At 62.7% G+C, this 16,526-nt stretch carries 14 protein-coding genes; 6 read left to right on the top strand and 8 right to left on the bottom strand.

The features are described from left to right. Positions 1–111 precede the first annotated feature (111 nt). Positions 112–1,182, bottom strand: coding sequence for a M28 family peptidase (locus J3P76_RS12720; protein ID WP_434700792.1), 1,071 nt, complete (start codon positions 1,180–1,182; stop codon positions 112–114). 246 nt (positions 1,183–1,428) lie between these two features. On the opposite strand from J3P76_RS12720, the gene J3P76_RS12715 reads away from it, so the two are divergent. Beyond that, a complete protein-coding gene (locus J3P76_RS12715; protein ID WP_420763936.1) occupies positions 1,429–1,830 on the top strand; it encodes a hypothetical protein in 402 nt (133 codons plus the stop codon). A gap of 267 nt (positions 1,831–2,097) precedes the next feature. On the opposite strand, the gene J3P76_RS12710 is transcribed toward J3P76_RS12715, so the two are convergent. Then, the gene (locus tag J3P76_RS12710; RefSeq protein WP_434700791.1) at positions 2,098–2,619 is read right to left on the bottom strand and encodes an SgcJ/EcaC family oxidoreductase; all 522 of its coding nucleotides are present in this window, start codon (positions 2,617–2,619) and stop codon (positions 2,098–2,100) included. A 174-nt stretch (positions 2,620–2,793) separates the two neighbouring features. Between J3P76_RS12710 and J3P76_RS12705 the strand changes: the two genes are divergently transcribed. From J3P76_RS12705 to J3P76_RS12690, 4 genes are read left to right on the top strand one after another with little or no spacing between them, the layout of a single operon-like run. Further along, positions 2,794–3,978 carry a sensor histidine kinase gene (locus J3P76_RS12705; protein WP_434700790.1) on the top strand — a complete coding sequence of 395 codons (1,185 nt, stop codon included), beginning with the start codon at positions 2,794–2,796 and terminating at the stop codon, positions 3,976–3,978. Further along, positions 3,975–4,643 (top strand): response regulator, encoded by a 669-nt coding sequence (locus J3P76_RS12700; RefSeq protein WP_434564062.1) that lies wholly within the window; start codon positions 3,975–3,977, stop codon positions 4,641–4,643. The genes J3P76_RS12705 and J3P76_RS12700 overlap by 4 nt, the downstream gene beginning before the upstream one ends. Beyond that, positions 4,640–6,952 (top strand): ATP-binding protein, encoded by a 2,313-nt coding sequence (locus J3P76_RS12695; RefSeq protein WP_434700789.1) that lies wholly within the window; start codon positions 4,640–4,642, stop codon positions 6,950–6,952. Before J3P76_RS12700 ends, J3P76_RS12695 begins: the two co-directional genes overlap by 4 nt. Then, the gene (locus J3P76_RS12690) at positions 6,949–7,431 is read left to right on the top strand and encodes a response regulator (protein ID WP_420763931.1); all 483 of its coding nucleotides are present in this window, start codon (positions 6,949–6,951) and stop codon (positions 7,429–7,431) included. The genes J3P76_RS12695 and J3P76_RS12690 overlap by 4 nt, the downstream gene beginning before the upstream one ends. 41 nt (positions 7,432–7,472) lie before the next feature. Here J3P76_RS12690 and J3P76_RS12685 read toward each other — a convergent pair whose 3' ends face one another. The 3 genes from J3P76_RS12685 to nirB all read right to left on the bottom strand — a co-directional run bounded on the left by J3P76_RS12685 (position 7,473) and on the right by nirB (position 11,019). After that, the gene (locus J3P76_RS12685; protein ID WP_420763930.1) at positions 7,473–7,913 is read right to left on the bottom strand and encodes a CBS domain-containing protein; all 441 of its coding nucleotides are present in this window, start codon (positions 7,911–7,913) and stop codon (positions 7,473–7,475) included. Positions 7,914–8,086: 173 nt separating this feature from the next. Beyond that, positions 8,087–8,458 carry a nitrite reductase small subunit NirD gene (nirD, locus tag J3P76_RS12680; protein WP_434564066.1) on the bottom strand — a complete coding sequence of 124 codons (372 nt, stop codon included), beginning with the start codon at positions 8,456–8,458 and terminating at the stop codon, positions 8,087–8,089. Beyond that, positions 8,458–11,019, bottom strand: a complete 2,562-nt coding sequence (nirB, locus tag J3P76_RS12675; protein ID WP_434700788.1) for a nitrite reductase large subunit NirB — start codon at positions 11,017–11,019, stop codon at positions 8,458–8,460. Before nirB ends, nirD begins: the two co-directional genes overlap by 1 nt. 501 nt (positions 11,020–11,520) lie before the next feature. Here nirB and J3P76_RS12670 point away from each other — a divergent pair. Next, the gene (locus J3P76_RS12670) at positions 11,521–12,504 is read left to right on the top strand and encodes an SDR family oxidoreductase (protein ID WP_434611482.1); all 984 of its coding nucleotides are present in this window, start codon (positions 11,521–11,523) and stop codon (positions 12,502–12,504) included. Here J3P76_RS12670 and J3P76_RS12665 read toward each other — a convergent pair. The 3 genes from J3P76_RS12665 to J3P76_RS12655 all read right to left on the bottom strand — a co-directional run bounded on the left by J3P76_RS12665 (position 12,493) and on the right by J3P76_RS12655 (position 16,490). Continuing rightward, the gene (locus J3P76_RS12665; protein ID WP_434700787.1) at positions 12,493–14,100 is read right to left on the bottom strand and encodes an alpha-amylase family protein; all 1,608 of its coding nucleotides are present in this window, start codon (positions 14,098–14,100) and stop codon (positions 12,493–12,495) included. The two genes, J3P76_RS12670 and J3P76_RS12665, sit on opposite strands and share 12 nt — an antisense overlap. A gap of 10 nt (positions 14,101–14,110) precedes the next feature. Beyond that, entirely contained in the window at positions 14,111–15,637 is a 1,527-nt protein-coding gene (locus J3P76_RS12660) for an alpha-amylase family glycosyl hydrolase (protein ID WP_434558830.1), read from the bottom strand. Positions 15,638–15,860: 223 nt separating this feature from the next. Next, positions 15,861–16,490 carry a TetR/AcrR family transcriptional regulator gene (locus J3P76_RS12655; RefSeq protein ID WP_434558832.1) on the bottom strand — a complete coding sequence of 210 codons (630 nt, stop codon included), beginning with the start codon at positions 16,488–16,490 and terminating at the stop codon, positions 15,861–15,863. Positions 16,491–16,526: the final 36 nt, after the last annotated feature.

The raw sequence follows: 16,526 nt of genomic DNA, 5'->3' as shown, positions 1-16,526 counted from the left end.
AAACCCTTGTGGGAGCGAGCCTGCTCGTGAATGCGGTGTATCAGCCAATGCAATATTGGATGGGCCGCCGCCTTCGCGAGCAGGTTCGTTCCCACATTGATCCCCGTGGCGTCAGGCACTACGTCGACTCAACAAGAATTCCAGCAATGTCACCGCGCAAGCCTCGATACTGCCTTCCACGATCAGCTCATAGCCGTGGGTATTTTCGGTCGGGATTGCGATACAACCGCCTTGGGCGGACGCCCCGCTGCTCATGATCGCACTGGCGTCACTGGCGAAATCCGCCAACAAGGCAAATTGTGGTGTCAGCCCGCTGCGTTTACCGGCCTGGTACAGCTGGTCGACGAGCCCACGGTGGTAACAGCCATTCTTGTCACCCGTGTTGATGATCGGATCGACGCCCAATCGGGTCGCGTATTCCGCGACCACGGGGCCGACCTCGACCGCCACCGTGGCGTCCCCGGGCAAATGGCTGGCGGCATAAAGGGCGCCGGCATTGGACTCTTCTTCCTGGGTGGTAAAAACAAAATAAACGTCGTGCGGCAGCTCTTTACGGCGCTCGGCCAAGAGCGTGGCGGCCTGGAGCGCAGCCACCATGGGCGCGCGGTCGTCCAGGAAATGCGCGGCGATGGCGTCGCCGACCCGGAACGGTCGTCGCCAGTGCTGGCTCAACACCACCCGCGTGCCGGGGCGTACCCCATGGGCCTGCAATTGCTCGCTCGTGCGACGGGTAATCACATGGACGTCACCCCAATTGACGTTTCCCGACAACACGTCCGCGCCCTGGTGGGTTTCACCGGTGCTGTGCATCGACCCGAACGACAACACGCCAGGAATGAAATCCTGGTCGCCAAGAATGTCCACTGGGCAGACCCCGAAGTTGATCGGATTGGCACCGCCCAGGGCCACCACGCGCAACGTGCCGTCAGACTCGATGCGCTTGACCAGCATGGCGATCTCGTCCAGGTGCGCCATGATCCGGATCGACTGATGCGGCTTCGTGTCCGGCCGGGCGCCCTTGATCAGCCCGATGACATTGCCCGCCGGGTCGACCCAGGTTTCGTCGCAATGCGGTTTCAGCTCCCGAAGGCAGATGTCGCGCACTTCATGCTCCTGCCCGCCGGGCCCACGGGCCATCAGCAGCTCCTCCAGCAGCGGCAAGGTAGACGGATTGGGTTGCATCAAATGGGTTCTCCTTTTTTCCAGGCGCGGCCCACTGACGAAGCGGGCCGCGACGTGCCTGTCTTCTTGAACACGCCTGGCCTTGGAAAATTTGATCGGATCCTGGCGAAACTGACGAGCGGCCCCCCATGAAGTGCGGACAGGCGGCCTTCCCGAAGGGTTGACCGACACGCCGTCAGGCATCACATTGCCTGGATCGTCCCTACGCCGAAGGCGGTTTGTCGTGTTGCAGAGCTTGTGGAGCCCATGACCGCGTCGATGCCCATCCGTCCCCCCTGCCCGCCTGGCGTCTGTGATTGCGGGCGTGATGCGTTGCTGCAAACGCCGGGCAGCGATCTGCGCATCCTTTGCCTGAACCGCCAGGAAGAGAAACGCCTGCTTGAGCGACTGGAAAATATCCAGAGCCTGGACGAGCTTGAACGGTTGCAGCAGCGGTTGTTCGAGAACCTGGGTGTGCGGGTAACCATCGAGCCCGGCTATAACGAGGTTCGGACGATGCGCGGTATTGCCATCGAATTCCAGGAGCAGCCGGGGCTGTGCCGCAAGATTCGCCAGTCGATCCCGGCTGCGATTCGCCGGGGGCTGGAGAAGCGGCCTGAGATTGCCTGGCGGTTGCTGGACTCGCGGGATCTGTTTCGGGGTGGTTGAGGCTGCTCTTGGCCGGTTTGTATATCCGTCATCCTGGTAACGGATATACCTCCACTTCAGAGAACCACATTCAAAAATCCACGGTCGCCGAAACCAGATAAGTCCGAGGCGTCGCAGCGTCAACCCCGGCTCACTGTCATCCGAAGCCCCCGCCGAACTTCAATACCGTTTATCCGCGACGTTCTCGATATTGGCGCGCACACCTTGGCGCAGAGTGGGATGTGCCGACGGTGCCGGGGCTGACATATGACAAAGGCACCGGCGGTCTCAATGGCTGGCGTGGAGGGTCTTGGGCACTTCAGGCATGGCCGATGAGTGATGGTTGATGATTTTCCACTGCCCGTCGAGTCGTTCATAGAGGAAGGTGTACCGCGCCTGGACCTCTCGCTTGGAACCGTCGGCCTGGATCAGCGTGAACGTGTAGACCCCGCTGTCCATCGCAGCGTCGGCGCCCAGGTGACGGATCTCCCGGTAGTTGATTACCCCGACCGGCTTGGCCGCCAGGAAGTGCACGAAGTAATCCTGGATCTGGTCCGGTGTGCTGCGCACCTTGTTGGAAACAGTCGGTTGCAATACCGCATCCGGCGCGTAGAGGGCGGTCACCGCGCTGGCGCTGCCGGTTTGCAGTGCTGCGTTCCAGCGGTCGAAAAGCCCCGCTATTTCCCGGTCGGTTTGCTTTTGCGGTTGCTCGACGACGGTGCGATAGACGAACGGCGCGGTCTCCGCAGCCTGGACAAAGGGAGCAGCCAGCACGAAAAAAGCGGCGATGGCACAGGTTTTCATTTTCATCGTTGTGGTCCTTTGGGTTTCAATGGCCCCACTTTGCCGATCCCCGCAGCGCTCGCCATCGGCCAACCGGTGTTGATCGCCTATGCCATTCGGCAGATAGGCCAGGTGCCGATCCCAAGGTCTAATGTCGCCATCGCGAACCAGGCCGGTTCACGTCCACGCTGGAGTTCCCCCATGCAAAGCCCACCCCACGACCCTGGCAGCGCCCTGGCGATCCGCAGCCAATACCGCCAGTCGCAAAGCCGCGCGGCACGTTTGGGCCTTCTGTTGGGCACCGGGCACGAATTGACCCGCCTGCCCTTGGCGCAAATGCGCGAGCGCGCGGTGCAGCGAGCGTGCGCATTCGTCGCCATGGACCATGGCTTGCTGCTGGAGTGGACGCCGCAAGCCACGTTGCAAACCGTTGCCAGTCACGGCAGCGGCGATGGGCTCGATTTGCTTGCCCAGCTCGCGCAGCCGTCGGCGCCCGAACCGCAGTGGTTGGACTGTCCGGGGAAAACCCTGGCGCAGGTTCTGCGCGTGCCGCTGCGAGGCGCGGACGGCATCGTGTTCGGTGCCCTGCTGCTGGGTAACAGCGTGCCCCTCGGGGCCCCCGACAACGAGGACATCGAGTCGCTGCAATTGCTCGCGACGCTGCTGGCGGCGCACCTGGAAAACAGCCGGCTGCTCCAGGCGCTGCAAGCCCGTGAGCGGACCATGTCCGAGCTGGTCCATCGGCTGTTCAGCGCCCAGGAAGACGAACGCAAGCGCGTGGCCTATGACCTTCACGATGGCCTTGCGCAGAACCTCGCGGGGCTGCATCAGCGCCTGCAAGGTTTCGCCGGCCGCTGCCCGCCGCTGTCGTCGACGCTGGACAGCGAACACCAGGCCATCCTCGACCTGGCCCAGCGTTGCGTCGGCGAGAGCCGGCAGTTGATCGGCGGCCTTCGCCCCCATGTACTGGACGATTTTGGCTTGTACACCGCCATCGACAAGGAAGCCGATCGCCTGCGTGACGCCGGGCTGACGGTGGACTGGGTCGAGCACAGCGCTGCGCGGCTGTCGGGAAACGCCGAGATTGCCCTGTTCCGCATCGCCCAGGAAGGCATCAACAATATCCTCAAGCATGCCCAGGCCAGGCATGTTTGCCTTGGCTTGGTGGTGCGTGACGGACGGGCAACGTTGCGGGTCGAGGACGATGGCCGCGGGTTTGCCCTCGAACAGCCCATCGAAAGCCATGGCTCCAGCCACCTGGGCCTGGCGGCCATGCAGGAACGTGCCAGCCTCCTGGGAGGCCATCTGGACTGTCGCAGCGAACGCAACGGTGGTACTCGCCTGTTGGCCAGCGTGCCCCTGCCAACCCATGGAGTCCAATCATGAACCGTCCTCTGCGCGTGCTGTTGGCCGATGATCACGAAGTGACCCGTACCGGTTTCATTTCAATGCTTTGCGGTATCGAGGGCTTCGAGGTGGTCGGCCAGGCCAGAGACGGCCAGGAGGCACTCGATTTGTGCCAGCAGCTGCAACCGGACATCGCGATCCTGGATATTCGCATGCCGGTGCTCAATGGCCTCGGCGCGGCGCGCATCCTGAAACAACGTCAGCCGCAGCTCAAGGTCATGATTTTCACCATGGACGACAGCCCCGACCACCTGGAAGCGGCCATCGGCGCGGGCGCCGTCGGTTATCTGCTCAAGGATGCCAGTCGCGCCGAGTTGATCGATGCGCTGAGAAGGGTCGCCCAGGGAGAGGAAGCCTTGAACAGCTCGGTCAGCGCCCGCCTCTTGCGGCGCATGGCCGAGCGCGGCGCCGGAGGTACGGCTCAGGTCCAGGCCCTGACCGCCCGTGAGCGGCAGGTGCTCGGCCTGGTCGCCAGTGGTTTCAGCAATCGTGAAATCGGCGAAAAACTCGGCATCGCCCCCGGCACCGCAAAGGCCCATGTCGAGCGGGTCATCGGCAAGCTTGGCGCCGCCGACCGCACCCAGGCCGCGGTGCGCGGTGTCGCCCTGGGGTTGGTCGCGCAACCGTCGGGGCAATGGCCATGAAGATCCTCGCGGCCCGTCGCTGGGCCGACCTGCCCTTGCGGGGCAAGGCATTGGTGGTGATTTCCCTGCCGCTGGTTGTCCTGTTGCTGTCACTGGTGCTGATTTACATCACCGAGCGCCAGACCGCACGCGCCGAAGAGGATGTGCGCCGGGTGCTGCTGGTACAGGGCGACATCCAGGCGGTGCACACCCTACTGGCCGAAGCAGCCGCCAGCGTGCGCGGTTACCTGCTGACCCGCCGCGAAGATTTCCTGCCCGGCTACGAACAGGCCACCCCAAAGATCCAGGCCGCACTGCAACGCCTGGATCATAATATCCGCGACGCCAGAATGCGCGAGCACCTAAAGACCATCACACCGCTGATCACTGAAAAGCTCAACGGACTGGTCTCCCTGCGCACCGGCAAAGGCGACGACACCGCGACCATCACCGCCATCCTGATCGAAAACAAACAAGTGCTGGACGTGCTGCGCGAGCAGATCAGCGCCATGCGTATCCGTGAGGACGCCCTGCTCACCGACCGCAGCGCCGCCGCTTCCGCTACGCGCATGCGCCTGTTGTTCGCGACTCTGCTGGCGGCGCTGTGCGGACTGTTCGGCGCCATCGTTGCAGTGCTGTTCCTGTCCAAGGGCATCGTCGCCCGGGTCCAGAAGGTGCAAGGCAACGCCCAGCGTCTGGCGCTGGGCCAACCGCTGTTGCCACAACCACCGGAGCGCGATGAGATCGGCCAGTTGGGCACGCGCCTGGTGGAGGCTGGGCAATTATTGGCCGAGCGGGAACGAGCCTTGCGCGACAACGAAGAACGCCTGCGGCTGATCATCGATGGGGTGAAGGACTACGGGATCTTCGCCCTGGACGCCCAAGGCCACGTGATCACTTGGAACGTCGGCGCCGAACGGATCAAGGGCTATACCGAACAGGAAGTGCTCGGCCGGCATTTCTCGTTGTTCTACCTGGCCGAAGAATGCCCGGCGCATCCGGACATGGCCTTGCTCGCGGCCACCCGCGAAGGTCATTACATGGAAGAAGGCTGGCGATGCCGCAAGGACGGCAGTCGTTTCTGGGCCAGCGTGGTGATTACCGCCCAATATGACAGCACCGGCGCCCTGCGAGGCTTCTCCAAGATCACCCGGGACATCACCGACCGACGTGCCGCCGAGATAGCCCTGCGCACGGCCCGTGAAGAAGCCGAAAGCGCCAGTCGCGCCAAGAGTGAGTTCTTGTCGCGCATGAGTCATGAACTGCGCACGCCGTTGAATTCCATCCTGGGCTTCGCGCAACTGCTGGACATGGATTCCATTGCCGGCCAGCGCCCGCAAGTCAGCCACATCCTGCGAGCCGGTCAGCACTTGTTGGCGTTGATCAACGAGGTACTCGACATCGCCCGAATCGAAGCCGGCCGCCTGCCCCTCAACATCGAACCGATCGGATTGCCGGCGGTGCTGCACGAAGCGTTGACGCTGGTGTCGCCGATGGCGGCCGACGCCGGGATCCATCTGGCCGAGCTTGCATCGCTGCCCGAGGGCAGCGGCGTGCTTGCCGATCGCCAGCGCCTGGTGCAGGTATTGCTGAACCTGCTGTCCAATGCCATCAAATACAACCAGCCGGGTGGCGAAGTACGCATTGAGGTCACGGCTGAAGCTCCCCATGTCAGTATCGCCATCAGCGACACCGGGCGTGGCATCGCCCCCGAGCTGTTGGATCAGCTGTTCAAGCCATTCGAGCGCCTCGGCGCGGATCCCCAGGTCGAAGGCACTGGGCTCGGCCTTTCGCTGAGCAAGAGCCTGCTGGAGATGATGCAAGGCAGCCTGCAAGTGCGCAGCGATCCGGGACAAGGCTGTTGCTTCACGTTGCGACTGCCCGGCGCCCGGGTATCCGGCGCTCTGCTGCCGCCCATGGTTGCGCTGGAAGTGGCACGCCCACGCACCGAATTCGACGGCAAGGTGCTGTGCATCGAGGACAACCTGTCTAGCCTCGCCCTGATCGAGACCCTGATGCAACGCCGTCCAGGCATTCAGTTGCTGTCCAGCATGCAAGGCCAGATGGGCGTCGACCTGGCTCGCCAGCACGCGCCGCAATTGATCCTGCTGGACGTGACATTGCCCGATCTGGATGGCCTGGAAGTTCTTCGCCGCCTGCGCCAATCCCCGACCACGGCCTACACGCCGGTGTTGATGATCACCGCCGATGCCAGCGACCTGTCCCACCGGGCCCTGCTTGACGCCGGCGCCACGGCGATCCTCACCAAACCCATTCATATCCAGGCCTTCCTTGGCCACCTTGAGCGTTATCTACCGGAGTCCGCATGAATCGCGACCTGCGCATCCTGATCATCGACGATCAGCGCCCCAACCTGGATCTGATGGAGCAATTGCTCGCCCGCGAAGGGCTGCACAATGTACTGAGCAGCACCGAACCGCTGCGCACCCTTGACCTGTTCAACAGTTTCGAGCCGGACCTGGTCATCCTGGACCTGCACATGCCTGCGTTCGATGGCTTCGCGGTGCTGGAGCAGCTCAACCGGCGGATCCCGGCCAATGATTACCTGCCGATCCTGGTCCTGACGGCCGACGCGACCCGCGACACCCGCCTGCGTGCCCTGGCGCTGGGCGCGCGCGACTTCATCAGCAAACCCCTCGATGCGCTGGAAACCATGTTGCGCGTGTGGAACCTGTTGGAAACCCGCGCCCTCTATAAATCCTTGCGCACCTTGATTCCCGCCCAACAAATCGAATTGTTGCGCCAGCACCGGCCAAGCGCTGATGCGGCCCAGCACGGAAGCGATTGAATGGCTTTCAGGCTCTCTTGCCACAAGGGCACAGCAGGTGCTCAATGCCCGCGAATGTAATGCTCCAACTGCCGGATCAGGTCCGCTTGTTCGACGATCGCTTCCTTGACCAGGTCGCCAATGGACAACAGCCCGATCAGCTCGCCGTTCTCCAGCACCGGCAAATGCCGCAGGTGGCTGTCGGTCATGACCGCCATGCAGCGGTCGATGCTCTGCTGGCTGTCGGCGGTGATCACCGGCGTGCTCATGATGGTGCGCACCGCAGTGCCCACGGATGAACGGCCCTTGAGGACCATCTTGCGCGCATAGTCCCGCTCGCTGAACACCCCCACCACCTGCCCGCCTTCGATCACCGGCAGCGCCCCGACATTTTTCTCGGCCATGATCTGCAACGCTTCGAGCACGGTCTGATCCGGTGCGATGCTGTGGACCCGCTGGTTCTGTACGCTCTTGAGCCTTACCAGTTGCGCGGCGGTCTTCATTACTAATCCCCAGGTGCGAATCAATCAATAATTCGAGCTAAACCATTGCTGTGGCGAGGGGATTTAGCGAAACGTCGCACCGCCCCGCTGGGCTGCGCAGCGGCCCAAAAAATCTTACGGTCGCTACGCAACCGAGCGGGGATAAATCCCCTCGCCACAATCAGGCAAGCTAATCAGCCCTCGCCTATTTCCACCACATCGCCATTCAAGCGCACCGGCCAGACGCGCAAGCGCTGCTCCGGGTACTCCAGGCAAAGGCCGTCTTCCAGGCGGAAATGCTGTTTGTACATCGGCGAGGCAATGACCAGTTCGCCCTTGATATTGCCCAACAGGCCGCGGCCGATGACGTTGGCGCCGGACTTCGGATCGCGATTATCGACGGCGTACAGTGGCTTGTCCGCATGCTCTGGGAGATAGAGCAGCGCCACTTGGCTGCCGTCGTGCCAGGCGACCACGCCGGAGTTGGGCACCAGGTCATCGCGGCTGCACAGGGCACGCCATTGCACGGATTCTTGGGCGATACGAACGACGTTTGGCTGGCTCATCAGAGCACCTCCTCGGTGACGGGAATCAAGTGAAGTTCGCCGGCATGCACCGGCCGGCGCTGGCCGCGTTCGCGGACGAAATGAACGTCTGGATCGCCGCGCTTGTCGTTGACGAAGGTGCGGAAGCGCTTGAGCTTTTCCGGGTCCTTCAGGGCGTTGGCCCATTCGCATTCGTAGCGATCGACCACCAGTTGCATCTGCGCTTCGAGCTCGGCGCCCAGGCCCAGGCTGTCGTGAATGATCACGTCCTTGAGATAGTCCAGGCCACCTTCCAGGCTCTCGCGCCACACCGAGGTGCGTTGCAGCTTGTCGGCGGTGCGGATGTAGAACATCAGGAAGCGGTCGATGTAACGGATCAGCGTCGCATCGTCCAGGTCGGTGGCGAACAGTTCGGCGTGACGCGGACGCATACCGCCATTTCCGGCCACATAGAGGTTCCAGCCCTTTTCAGTGGCGATCACGCCGACGTCCTTGCTCTGGGCTTCGGCGCACTCACGGGTGCAGCCAGACACCGCGAACTTGAGCTTGTGGGGCGAGCGCAGGCCTTTGTAGCGATCCTCGATGGTCAGGGCCATTTGCACGCTGTCCTGCACGCCGTAGCGGCACCAGGTGCTGCCCACGCAGGATTTTACCGTGCGCGTGGATTTGCCGTAGGCGTGGCCGGTTTCGAACCCGGCTTCGATCAATTCGGCCCAGATGTCCGGCAACTGGTGCAGCTGCGCGCCGAACAGGTCGATGCGCTGTCCGCCAGTGATCTTGGTGTAAAGGTCGTATTTCTTGGCAACCACGCCGATGGCGATCAGTTTGTCGGCGGTGATTTCTCCACCGGCGATGCGCGGCACCACCGAATAGGTGCCGTTCTTCTGCATGTTCGCCATGAAGGTGTCGTTGGTGTCCTGCAACGGCACCAGGTGCGGGTCCATGATCGGCTGGTTCCAGCACGACGCCAGGATCGAGCCCACGGCCGGTTTGCACAGGTCGCAACCGGTGTGGCCACGACCGTGTTTGGCGAGCAATTCTTCGAAACTGATGATGCCTTCCACGCGCACCAGGGCATACAGTTCCTGGCGGGTATAGGCGAAGTGCTCGCACAGGCTCTTGTCGACGCTGACGCCGCGGGCGATCAGTTCGTGCTCGAAGACTTGCTTGACCAGCGCCGCGCAGCCGCCACAACCGGTGCCGGCCTTGGTGTCGCACTTGAGCTGGCCGAGATCGGTGCAGCCGCCGTCGATGGCCGAGCAGACCGCCCCCTTGGTGACGTTGTGGCACGAGCAGAGGGTGGCGGATTCGGGTAAAGCCGCCGGGCCCAGTGTCGGGGCGCCTTCGGACGATGGCAGGATCAGGCTGGCGGCGTCCTTGGGCAACGCGATGCCGTTCTGCATGTACTGCAGCAAGGTGTCGTAGTAGCTGTTGTCGCCTACCAAAACCGCGCCGATCACGCGCTTGCCGTCAGCGTCGATTACCAGGCGACGGTAGCTGGCGCTGGTTTCGTCGATGAACTGGAAGCTGCGCGAACCCGGCGTGTTGCCGTGTGCGTCGCCGATGGAGCCGACGTCCACGCCCAGCAATTTGAGCTTGGTGGACATGTCCGCGCCGGTAAACGCCTCGCCGGCTTCGCCGCACAGGCGCGACGCGACGTTGCGGGCCATCTGGTAGCCCGGCGCGACCAGTCCAAAAATGCTGCCGTTCCACGCCGCACATTCGCCGATGGCGTAAATGTCCGGGTCGCTGCTCTGGCAATGGTCGTCGATTACCACGCCACCGCGGGGGCCGATCGGCAATTGGCATTGACGGGCCAACGCATCCTGGGCGCGAATACCGGCGGAAAACACGATCAAGTCGGTTTCGAGGAAATCGTCGTTGCCGAAGTTCATCCGATAACGATACTGCTCGCCCGCGCTGATCGATTGGGTGCCCTTGGACAAATGCACGCCAACGCCCAGTTTCTCGATGCGCGCCTTGAGTGCCAGGCCGCCTTGCTCGTCCAATTGCACGGGCATCAACCGGGGGGCGAATTCCACGACGTGAGCTTCCAGGCCGAGGCTCTTCAAGGCATTGGCCGCTTCCAGGCCCAACAATCCGCCACCGACCACCACGCCACGACGGGCGTTGCTGGCGGCGGCGCGGATCGCATCGAGGTCTTCGAGGGTGCGGTAGACCAGGCAAGAATCACCCTCGGCGCCCTGGATCGGCGGCACGAACGGATAGGAACCGGTGGCGAGCACCAGCTTGTCATAGCCGAGGCGTTCAGTGGCGGTGACCACCTCACGCGCCTGGCGGTCGATTTCCAACACCGGCACGCCCAGGTGCAACGTCACACCCGGCGTCTGGTACAACGTCGCTTCGCCAAGGGCCAGGGATTCGGCGTCTCGCCCAGAAAAATATTCGGACAGATGCACGCGGTCGTAGGCCCGCATCGGCTCTTCGCTGAAGACATGCACGCGGTAATGGTTGAGGGCACCGCGCTCGATCAGTTGCTCGACGCAGTGATGGCCGACCATGCCATTGCCGATCACGATCAGCGTTTGCAGTTTGTTCAGGGAAGCAACGTTGGAATTCATAAAAGCACCCGACAAAAGCCCATCACGGTTTTTTGAAAGCAAAAAAAAGACGCCTGAAACCTTGCGGTTCCAGGCGTCTTTGCCTGTTCTGTGCGGTATCGACCCGGCGGCTGCGCCCTGATCTACCGTTATCCCCCGGCCTGCTGGCGCTCGATCTTCGTTGACCGACGGGGCTACCCACTCGATTGTGTTCACGGTGGGCCTGGACAAGGTCTTGCAGCGAGCGTGCCAAACCTCATCAGCAATCGCATATTCGCCGCCAGCCCCCTGTGGGAGCGGGCTTGCTCGCGAAGGGGTCAGCTCGGCTACCCGAAACCCGTGGGCGACATCCGCCTGTTCCTTTGCCTTGCGATGGTGCGATCGGGCACCGACGGCTTCATATAAGTGCAACCCTGAGAGCCCGCGCGCAAAAAATCCTGAACCTACGCTGGCCGGGATTTTCACAATAACTGGAACCCAACAGCGCCAGAGGGCGCAGGCTATTGATCGGATGTGAACGCAATGGATGAGCGAAACCCACCTGTCGTTGTCATCAGTGGATCCACCGCCGGCGTCGGTCGTGCGACCGCCCACCGGTTTGCCGCGGCGGGCTACCGCGTCGGGTTGCTGGCCCGGGGCGAACAAGCCTTGGCGGCTACCGCAGAAGAACTGAACCAATTGGGTACGACGTGCCTGGCGATCAGCGTCGATGTCGCCGACGCCGATGCAGTCTTCGAAGCGGCCCAGCGGATGGAGCGCGAACTGGGACCTGTCGATGTGTGGATCAACTGCGCAATGGTCACGGTGTTTTCGCCGATCCGTCAGTTGAGCGCCGAAGAAATCCACCGAGTCACGAAGGTGACTTACCTGGGCACCGTCCACGGCACCCTCGCAGCGCTGGACCTGATGGGACGACGTAATCGCGGGGTGATCATCCAGGTCGGCTCGGCACTGTCCTACCGCGCGATTCCCCTGCAAGCCGCTTATTGCGGAGCCAAGTTCGCGGTGCGTGGCTTTACCGATTCATTGCGCTGCGAACTGCTTCATGAGCACAGCAAAATCAAGGTCTGCATGGTGCAACTGCCGGCGGTCAACACGCCGCAGTTCGATTGGGCCCGGAACAAGCTGGGCAAGCGCCCGCAACCGGTGCCACCGATTCATGATCCGGACGTGGCCGCCCGGGCGATATTGAGCGTGGTCAAGCGCACGCCCAGGGAATTGTGGCTGGGTGCGGCGTCGCTCAAAGCCATTGTCGGCACGTGTCTGATGCCTGGGCTGCTCGATCGCCTGTTGGCCCGCAACGCCTGGTCGGGGCAAATGACCAACGAGGATGACGACAATCAGCGCCCGGACAATCTGTTCGAGCCGCAGGAGTCCATGCATCGTACCCGCGGGCGCTTCAACGGCCGCTCCCGGGACTCTGCGCTGGCCCTGAGCTCGACACAGGTGTCGGCCCTGCTGTTGGCCTGTGGCGGGTTGTTGGCGCTCGTGCTGCTACTGTTCTGAGCCACCGCGCCGGAACCAGCGATACCCGTATCCGTTCAGCGCCAGCTTCGATTGCGCCGGGGCCGGGTACGGGCTGTCCGAGAGCACTTCCTCGAAACCCTCCAGGTCCAGCTCGCGCAACTGCACGGTGACCGCGTCGGTGCCGAGATTCGCCAGCATCACCGAGGTTGCTCTGCATTCATGCGCGATGGCGAACACCGCTGGATGATCGACCGTCAACAGGCGCGCCTTGCCGTCGCCCACTTCACCCAACCGCCTGCGCGCCAACAGCAATCGACGGGCGCGACTCAGCAGCGAATCGGGGGCATCCAGCTGCGCTTCCACGTTCAGTCGCGTATAGGCGAACGGCCCTTCGTCGATCAGCGGCGCGGCCAGGCGCTGGGCCGATGAGAACCCGGCATTGGCCTCGTCGCTCCATTGCATGGGCGTGCGCACCGAAAGGCGCTCGGGACGGGACAGGTCCTCGCCCATGCCGATTTCTTCGCCGTAGCGCACGATCGGCGTCCCGGGCAGTGACAACAACAATGCCTGGGCCAAGGCCTGACGCCGGACATCGCCGCCGAGCATCGGCGCCAGGCGCCGGCGGATGCCTCGGCCGTACAGGCGCATGTCCGGTTCCGGGGCGAACGCCTGCATCACTTCCTCGCGTTCCTGCTCACTCAAGCGCTCCAGATCGAGTTCGTCATGGTTGCGCAGCCAGACCGCGTAATTCGCACCATCCGGTGGCGCCGGACGCCGGATGATGGCCCGCTGCAAAGGCTCGGCCTCGCCACGGGCCAGTGCCAGGAACAAATGATTATTGACCCAGAAATCCAAGACCAGGCCCAAGCGTTCCCCGGTACCGAAATAGTGGCTGAAGCGCTCCGGCTCGACATCCACTTCGCCCATCAGCACGCCTTCGGGGTTGATGCGGGTCATGCATTTGTAGAATCGGTCGAGCACCCAGACGCCCTGCTCTTCATTGCCGCCGCCAGCCTGTTCCACCAGGTGTGAAGCGGCATCGAGGCGAAAGCCGGCGATGCCCAGCTCGAGCCAATGGACCATGATGCGCTCGATCTCCTCGACCACGCGAGGGTTCGCCAGGTTGAGGTCCGGCTCATGGCGGTAGAACAGGTGTCGATAGTACTGTCCGGCCTGTTCGTCCCAGCGCCAGATACTGTCCTCCACCGATGGGAAGATTGGCTGGTTGCCATCGTCCACCGGCGTGTCGGACCACAGATAATAATCTCGATAGACGCTGTCCTTGTCCCGCCGCGCGCGAAGGAACCAGGGGTGCTGATCGCTGGTGTGCTGCACCACCAATTCAAGGATCACTCGAATGCCGCGCTCACCGGCCTGGACGATCAACTGGCGCAAGTCTTCTTCGCTGCCAAAGCGCGGGTCCAGTGCCATGAAATCGCTGACGTCATAACCGGCGTCCTTGAACGGTGACCGATACAGCGGCATCAGCCAGAGCGCACCGACGCCCAACGCCTGAAGGTAGTCGAGCTGGCGAATGATGCCCTTAAGGTCGCCCCGGCCATCGCCGTTGCTGTCGTAGAACAAGGATGGATCGATCTGATAGATCAAAGTGTTTCGGTGCCAATTGGCTTTCATTGATCACTCCTTATCGACACAGGATCACGGCCTGCTCGGCAGCCAGAAGACCGCTGAACGGCTGGCCTTCGTCCGCCCCATCACTGGCGACTTCCACCCGCCAGGGATCGGCCAAAGGAAAGGTGTGTTCGTTGTCGGCAAAGTTGATGCAGACCAGGCGCTCGTCGCCTTCACAATGGCGACGATAGGCCAGCACTTGTGGATGGGACGGCAGTTCTTCCCAGCCGCCCAGGCGCAGCGCCAGGCTATTGCGACGGCAGGCGAGCAAACGGCGATAAAGGGCCAACACCGAATCGGCGGCACGTTCCTGCGACTCCACCGACAACGCGCCGGCGTCTGCTGCAAATGGCAACCACGGCGCCTGCCCCGACCAACCGTGCGGCGCCTGGGACGTCCACGGCAACGGTGCCCGGCTGCCGTCCCGCCCGCCAGGATCGACGCGGGTCTGGGCGGTTACTTGGGTGTCTTCCAGCCCCAATTCCTCGCCCTGGTAGATGAAGGGTGTGCCCCGCAGCGTCAGCAGCATCACTGCCGCGGCCCTCGCCCGGCGCAACGAGCCACCATAGCGACTGCGGTGACGGCTGTTGTCGTGGTTGGACAGCACCCACGTGGGCCAGGCCTGCAAGGGGCCGAGGTCGTTTTCCACCTCGCGGATGCACATGCGAAACACCACCGGGTCCCAGGGGGCGTCCAGGGGTGGAAAATTGAATGACATGTGCAATTCGTCACTGGCGCCGTAGTAGGCCGCCACCTGTGCCGTGGAGCGAATGTTCACCTCACCGATCAGCACCCGCTCGCCGGGGTAGCTGTCAACGAGGCGTCGCAACCCTCGCAACACTTCATGGCTATAGGGCTGGTCGTTGATCTTGACCATCGTTTCACCGGCCATGCAGCGCGGGTCGTCGGCGAAACTCGGGTCCTTGCCGACGCAATGCACCACGTCGACGCGAAACCCGTCCACGCCGCGCTCGAGCCAGAAGTGCAGGACTTGGTGCATGGCGGCCACGACTTCTGGATTGTGCCAATTGAGATCCGGTTGTTGCGGCAAAAAGAAGTGCAAGTAGTACTGCTGGCTGGTCTCGTCCCAGGTCCATGCGCTGCCGCCATCGATCGAGGCCCGCCAGTTGTTGGGCTGGTCGCGCCAGATGTACCAGTCGCGCTTGGGGTTGTCGCGGCTGGAACGTGATTCGAGGAACCAGGGATGCTGGTCGGACGTATGGTTGGGCACGAAGTCGAGTAGGACCTTCAAGCCTCGTTCGTGGGCTTGGGCAATCAATGCGTCGAGGTCGGCCAGGTTGCCGAAGAGCGGATCGACATCGGTGTAGTCGCAGATGTCGTAGCCTGCGTCACACATCGGCGAGCGGTACACCGGCGACAGCCACAATGCATCGACGCCCAGACGTTGCAGGTGGTCCAGACGTGCCGTCAAACCGGGAAGATCGCCAATGCCATCGCCGTTGGCATCGGCAAAAGAGCGAGGATAAACCTGGTAGATCACAGCGTTCTTCCACCAGGGCGAATGGAAGGAGTTGGGCATGTCGCCTCCTTTGATCGCAGTGTTTGGTGGGCAAGACCGCGGCCCCGCCTGATGTCCCTGTTATCAAGGGACATCAGTTAAGAACCGAAAAAGGAGCCTGGGGTTCGTTTTTTCTTGGAGAGAGGTTGAATGTGCTGCCGCCATCGCGAGCGGGCTCGCTCCCACATGGGGTTGTTCCGTTCACAAGACTTATGAAAGCGAGCCTGCTCGCGATAGCGGTTGATCAGTTTGAGGCATTTCCGGCAGCCCGCTCGACCATCGCAACGATGGTCAGGAACAACTCCCGCTTGGCCTCCTCCGCGCTGACCTCTGCATTGGCCGCCGCATCGGACAACGCCTCCGCCGCCCCCAGCATCGCCCGCAGGCTCGCTTGGGAAAGGCGTCCGGTTCCGGCGAAGGGTTCGAGGACCGATCGGCATTTTTCCAGGAAGCTTCGTTCACATTCCCTTTTTATGGACTCAAGTTCAGGCGTGCCGCTCAGCGCCGCGCTGACGCCCGGTATGTCCCTTCCCTGAAGCAGCACGCAATCCACAAAGGAGCAAGCAATCACCTGCGCGCGGCTTTCCAGATCCGGCTCGCTGGCGTCGATCGCGGCACCTATCAACGCGGTCTGACGGACATCGAAATCCTGATAAAGCGCGGCCAGTAGCCCTGATCGCGTGATGAAGTGGTTGTAGACGATGGGTTTGGTCACGCCAGCCTGTTCCGCCAGGCGGCCCAGGGTCAGCGCCTCGCTGCCTTCTTCGCGCACCATGCGCCAGGCAACTTCCAACAGCTGCCGCTGCCTGTCGGCGCGCGATAGCCGCCGCCGGGGTGCAGCGCCGGGGCGCCCATTTTCTTCGTGGGTTGACATGTTAACTATACCAACGGTAACTTACGTTCAGTAACT

Source organism: Pseudomonas sp. D1-36 (genome assembly GCF_051132205.1).
Taxonomy (GTDB): Bacteria; Pseudomonadota; Gammaproteobacteria; order Pseudomonadales; family Pseudomonadaceae; genus Aquipseudomonas.
The sequence above is the reverse complement of the archived record's forward strand: the minus strand, read 5'-3'. Positions and strand labels throughout refer to the sequence as shown.

Coding starts and splice junctions, on each gene's coding strand:
- J3P76_RS12720 (WP_434700792.1), bottom strand. CDS start 1,182: ATGCAACCCAATCCGTCTACCTTGCCGCTGCTGGAGGAGCTGCTGATG.
- J3P76_RS12715 (WP_420763936.1), top strand. CDS start 1,429: ATGACCGCGTCGATGCCCATCCGTCCCCCCTGCCCGCCTGGCGTCTGT.
- J3P76_RS12710 (WP_434700791.1), bottom strand. CDS start 2,619: ATGAAAATGAAAACCTGTGCCATCGCCGCTTTTTTCGTGCTGGCTGCT.
- J3P76_RS12705 (WP_434700790.1), top strand. CDS start 2,794: ATGCAAAGCCCACCCCACGACCCTGGCAGCGCCCTGGCGATCCGCAGC.
- J3P76_RS12700 (WP_434564062.1), top strand. CDS start 3,975: ATGAACCGTCCTCTGCGCGTGCTGTTGGCCGATGATCACGAAGTGACC.
- J3P76_RS12695 (WP_434700789.1), top strand. CDS start 4,640: ATGAAGATCCTCGCGGCCCGTCGCTGGGCCGACCTGCCCTTGCGGGGC.
- J3P76_RS12690 (WP_420763931.1), top strand. CDS start 6,949: ATGAATCGCGACCTGCGCATCCTGATCATCGACGATCAGCGCCCCAAC.
- J3P76_RS12685 (WP_420763930.1), bottom strand. CDS start 7,913: ATGAAGACCGCCGCGCAACTGGTAAGGCTCAAGAGCGTACAGAACCAG.
- nirD (WP_434564066.1), bottom strand. CDS start 8,458: ATGAGCCAGCCAAACGTCGTTCGTATCGCCCAAGAATCCGTGCAATGG.
- nirB (WP_434700788.1), bottom strand. CDS start 11,019: ATGAATTCCAACGTTGCTTCCCTGAACAAACTGCAAACGCTGATCGTG.
- J3P76_RS12670 (WP_434611482.1), top strand. CDS start 11,521: ATGGATGAGCGAAACCCACCTGTCGTTGTCATCAGTGGATCCACCGCC.
- J3P76_RS12665 (WP_434700787.1), bottom strand. CDS start 14,100: ATGAAAGCCAATTGGCACCGAAACACTTTGATCTATCAGATCGATCCA.
- J3P76_RS12660 (WP_434558830.1), bottom strand. CDS start 15,637: ATGCCCAACTCCTTCCATTCGCCCTGGTGGAAGAACGCTGTGATCTAC.
- J3P76_RS12655 (WP_434558832.1), bottom strand. CDS start 16,490: ATGTCAACCCACGAAGAAAATGGGCGCCCCGGCGCTGCACCCCGGCGG.